This is a genomic window from Micromonospora sp. M51, from assembly GCF_018070305.1.
In the GTDB taxonomy this organism is placed as follows: domain Bacteria; phylum Actinomycetota; class Actinomycetes; order Mycobacteriales; family Micromonosporaceae; genus Micromonospora; species Micromonospora parva.
Map to the genome: position 1 here is coordinate 1 of NZ_JAGPXZ010000503.1, position 4,617 is coordinate 4,617.

Consider the following 4,617-nt stretch of genomic DNA (forward strand, 5'->3'; position numbering starts at 1 on the left):
CGGGCGGAGCCGCCCGTGCGGGACCTGCGCGCCGCGCACCTGGACGCCGGCACCGCGCACTTCGCGCTCGTCAGTGACCTGGTCCGGGGTGCGGGGCAGAGCACCGCCGGGCCGGCCACCGGGATGCGGGGCGCACTCGACGAGCCGCTGACCGAGCGGGAGCTGACCATCCTGCGCTATCTGCAGAGCATCCTGTCCAACGTGGAGATCGCCAGCGAGTTGTCCCTCTCGGTCAACACGGTGAAGACCCACGTCCGCAACATCTACCGCAAGCTCGACGCGACCCGCCGGCGTGAGGCGGTCCGGCGGGCGCGCGAGCTGCGGCTGATCTGAACGGACACGGGTCAGGCGTTGGCGGCGGCGTCCACGGCCGTCAGCAGGTCGGGCAGGTCGTACCCGCCGTCGTGCCGGACGCCGTTGACGAACAGGGTGGGGGTGCCGTTCACCCCGCTGCGGATGCCACCGACGAAGTCCCGGCGCACCCGGTCTGCGTGCGTCCGGTTCTCCACCTCGGCGTTCAACTCGTCCGGCGGCAGGCCGACCTGCTCGACACCGAGCGAGAGGTGCACCGGGTCGAGCTGGTCCTGGTGCTCGTAGAGCCAGTCGTGCATCTCCCAGAACCGGCCGCGGACACCGGCGGCCTCGGCCGTCTCGGCGGCGCGTTCGGCGTACGGGTGCACGTTGGCGATCGGGAAGTAGCGGTAGACCAGCCGGACGGTGTCGGCCCGCTGCCGCAGCAACTCGTGCAGGTTCGGGTACGCGGCACCGCAGAACGGGCACTGGAAGTCGCCGTACTCGACGATGGTCACCGCCGCGTCGGCCGGTCCCCGGATGTGGTCCTCGGTGGTCACCGGGTCGCGAAGGCGGGCGGTGACCTGCAGTGGCGTGCTCATCCGGCCATCACCTTCCGATCGGCGGCGAGTTGGTCCAGCGCGTCGAAGATGCCGTCGGCGCCGGGGTTCACGTCGGGCGGTGACAGGTAGCTCCAGGTCACCGTCCCGGCCGGGTCGAGCACGACCAGCGCGCGGGCCGCCTCGCCCCGCTGCGGCAGGTATGCGCCGTAGCGGCGGGCCACCTCGCCCTTCGGCTCGAAGTCGGACAGCAGGGGGAACTCGATGCCCTTGCTCTCCGCGAACGCCCGGTGCGACCAGATGCTGTCCACCGACACGCCGAGCACCACCGCCTGGTACTGGGCGAAGACGGGTGCCGCCGACTGGTAGAGCGACATCTGGTCCCCGCAGACCGGGCTCCAGTCGGCGGGGTAGAAGGCGAGCACGACGGGCCGGCCACGGAACTGCTCAGGCCCGACGAGAGCCCCGTCCGGGGTGGCCGGCAATGTGAAACCAGGCGCGGTACGTCCCGGTTGGATCAGCCCGTTCGGATCACTCATGCCACCAGCCTGCTCCCGGGGCGGGTGAGGCGGGCTCACCCACCCCGGGTGGTTCGGCGCCCGCTCGGCGCTGGCGGGCTCAGCGCAGCACCGGGGCGACCGCGATGTGGTTCTGCACCTCCCGGATGCCCGGCGCGGACCACGCCACCTGCTCGACCTCGGCCCGTTCGGGCATCGAGTGCACCAACCCGGCGAGGATCGCCGTGTCACCGTGCACCCGGACGCTGATCCGTTCGGCCTCGGTCGCTCCGGCCCGGGCCAGCGCGTCGACGATCCGCTCGGCCAGGTTGTGGCCGTCCGGCGCGCTGGCCGGTCGGACGGTGATGCCGTTGCTGACCCCGCGGACGCCGGTCAGTCGGGCGACCGCGCGTTCGGCGGCTCGGCGCTGGTACTCCCACTCGACGTCGCCGTGCAACGTCACCCAGCCGGCCGAGACGGTCACCTGGAGTTTCTCGATGGGCACGAACGCGTCCCACTCCAGCCCGTGGCTGGCTGCGGCGGCCAGGTCGCTGTCGGCGCGCTCGGTGCTGTCGGTGAGCTGCACGGCCACGTCGTTGGCGACCGCCCGGACCGAGGTGACCCGGTGCGCGGCCCGTTCGGCGGCCCACTTCTTGGCGTAGCTGTCCACGCGGCCGGTCAGGGTGACGACGCCCTCGGCGACGGTCACGCCGATCTCGTGCGGCTGCACCCGCGGTTCCCAGGTCAGCTCGTCGAGGACGGCGGACTGGATGTCCTGATCGGTGCGGTTGATCTCCGCGATGGCCATCTGTCCTCCTCCGCTGTGGCGATGGCGGACCTGGCGCTGGTCGCGGCCGGAGGTCCGCCGTGCCGCCAGCCTGCCGCCGCCCGGGGTGAGCCGCCCTCGCCCGGACCGGGTGAGGGCGTGGCCCGACCTGGGCGGCCCGGCGTGGAGGCGAGGACCAACATCGATGATGGGAGCGCTTCCAAAGCGAGCGGCTTTCGGTTACGGTAATCGCGTTCCTCGATCGCGGGAGCCGTCGCGTCGGGTGATGGAGCCAGGGCAGCTCCGTCCGTCCCCGTCGTCGTGCTCGTCCCCCGGGCCACGGCGTCACCAGGCGATCGACCCCGTCCCCCGGGGCTCCATCGAGAGGAACCGCAGATGCGGAGAAGTCTCGCCGGCACCGTCGTGTCCGTGCTGGCCGCCGCCACCGCCGTCGTGGTGGTCCCGTTCACCGCCGCCGGGTCGTCCCCCGCCCCGGCCGCGGCGGAGGCGTACACCTGGCGGAACGTCCCGGTCGGCGGCGGCGGCTTCGTCCCCGGCATCGTCTTCAACCCCACCGAGAAGAACCTCATCTACGCGCGCACCGACATCGGCGGGGCGTACCGCTGGGAACAGGGCAGCCAGTCCTGGACGCCGCTGCTCGACTGGGTCGGCGCTGACCGGTGGGGCTACAACGGCGTGGTCAGCATCGCCACCGACCCGGTGCAGACCAACCGGGTGTACGCCGCGGTCGGCATGTACACCAACGGCTGGGACCCGAACAACGGCGCGATCCTGCGTTCGACCGACAAGGGCGCCAGCTGGCAGGCCACCGAGCTGCCGTTCAAGAACGGCGGGAACATGCCGGGCCGGGGAATGGGGGAGCGGCTCGCCGTCGACCCCAACCGGAACAGCATCGTGTACTACGGCGCAGAGGGCGGCAACGGGCTCTGGCGCAGCACCGACCACGGCGCGACCTGGGCCCGCGTCACCGCCTTCCCCAACGGCGGCAACTACCGGGCCGACCCCAGCGACCCGAACGGCTACAACGGGCAGAACCAGGGCCTGACCTGGGTCAGCTTCGACAAGAGCACCGGCACCGCCGGCTCCACCACGCAGACCATCTACGTGGGCGTGGCGGACAAGGACAACCCGGTCTACCGCAGCACCGACGGCGGCGTCACCTGGGCGCGCATCCCCGGTCAGCCCACCGGCTACCTCGCCCACAAGGGCGTCGTCGACCCGGTCGGCGGTCACCTCTACATCGCCACCAGCGACACCGGCGGCCCGTACGACGGCGGCAAGGGCGACGTCTGGAAGTTCACCAGGTCGACCGGGGCCTGGGCGCGGATCAGCCCGGTGCCGTCCACCAGTGCCGACGCCTACTTCGGCTACAGCGGGCTGACCATCGACCGGCAACGGCCGAACACCCTGGTGGTCGCCACCCAGGTGTCCTGGTGGCCGGACGCCATCTTCTTCCGCAGCACCGACGGCGGGGCGAGCTGGACGCGGATCTGGGAGTTCAGCAACTACCCGGAGAGGTCCCGCCGCTACACCATGGACATCAGCTCGGTGCCCTGGTTGACCTTCGGTGTCAACCCGGCGCCCCCTGAGGAAAGCCCCAAGCTCGGCTGGATGAACGAGTCGGTGGAGATCGACCCGCACGACTCCAACCGGATGATGTACGGCACCGGCGCCACCATCTACGGCACCACCGACCTGACCAAGTGGGACACCGGTGGTCAGTTCACGCTCCGGCCGATGGTCCGAGGGCTGGAGGAGACCGCCGTCCTCGACCTGGCCAGCCCGCCCAGCGGCGCACCGCTGATCAGCGCGCTCGGCGACGTCGGCGGGTTCCGACACACCGACCTGGACACCATCCCGTCGATGCTGTTCACCCAGCCGGTCTTCACGAGCACCACCAGCCTGGACTACGCGGAGAACAAGCCCGCGGTGCTGGTACGCGCCGGCAACTTCACCGACGCCGACCGGCCCAACGACAGTCACGTCGCCTTCTCCACCGACGGCGGCGCCACCTGGTTCCAGGGCACCGAACCGTCCGGGGTCAACCTGGGTGGCACGGTGGCCGCCGCCGCGGACGGCAGCCGGTTCGTCTGGGCACCCGGTGACGCCGGTCAACGCGTGGTCCACGCGGTCGGTTTCGGCAACTCCTGGGCGCCGTCGACCGGCATTCCGGCGAACGCGACGATCGAGTCCGACCGGGTCGACCCCGCCCGGTTCTACGGCTTCAGCGGCGGGCGCTTCTACCTCAGCACCGACGGCGGGGCCAGCTTCACCCCGACCGCGGCGACCGGTCTGCCCACCACCGACGTCCGGTTCAAGGCCCTGCCGGGGCGGGCCGGCGAGGTGTGGCTGGCCGGACCGGGTGGCCTGTGGCGCTCCACCGACGCGGGTGCGAGCTTCACCAGGCTGAGCGGCGTCAGCGCCAGCGGCAACGTCGGCTTCGGCAAGGCGGCACCCGGGCGGACCAACCCCGCAGTGTTCC

5 protein-coding genes are annotated in these 4,617 nt (G+C 71.7%); 2 read left to right on the top strand and 3 right to left on the bottom strand.

The features are described 5' to 3' along the window. On the top strand, positions 1 to 333 hold a 333-nt coding region (locus KBX53_RS23110; RefSeq protein WP_210861598.1), incomplete at its 5' end, for a response regulator transcription factor. Positions 334 to 344: 11 nt separating this feature from the next. On the opposite strand, the gene KBX53_RS23115 is transcribed toward KBX53_RS23110, so the two are convergent. From KBX53_RS23115 to KBX53_RS23125, 3 genes are all read right to left on the bottom strand, one after another. Next, entirely contained in the window at positions 345 to 893 is a 549-nt protein-coding gene (locus KBX53_RS23115; RefSeq protein WP_030330312.1) for a thioredoxin domain-containing protein, read from the bottom strand. Then, positions 890 to 1,390: a redoxin domain-containing protein gene (locus KBX53_RS23120; protein WP_210861600.1), complete on the bottom strand. Its 501-nt coding sequence runs from the start codon at positions 1,388 to 1,390 to the stop codon at positions 890 to 892. Before KBX53_RS23120 ends, KBX53_RS23115 begins: the two co-directional genes overlap by 4 nt. Before the next feature lie 79 nt (positions 1,391 to 1,469). Further along, positions 1,470 to 2,156 (bottom strand): BON domain-containing protein, encoded by a 687-nt coding sequence (locus KBX53_RS23125; protein ID WP_030330308.1) that lies wholly within the window; start codon positions 2,154 to 2,156, stop codon positions 1,470 to 1,472. A 354-nt stretch (positions 2,157 to 2,510) separates the two neighbouring features. Between KBX53_RS23125 and KBX53_RS23130 the strand changes: the two genes are divergently transcribed. Next, on the top strand, positions 2,511 to 4,617 hold a 2,107-nt coding region (locus KBX53_RS23130; RefSeq protein ID WP_210861603.1), incomplete at its 3' end, for a xyloglucanase.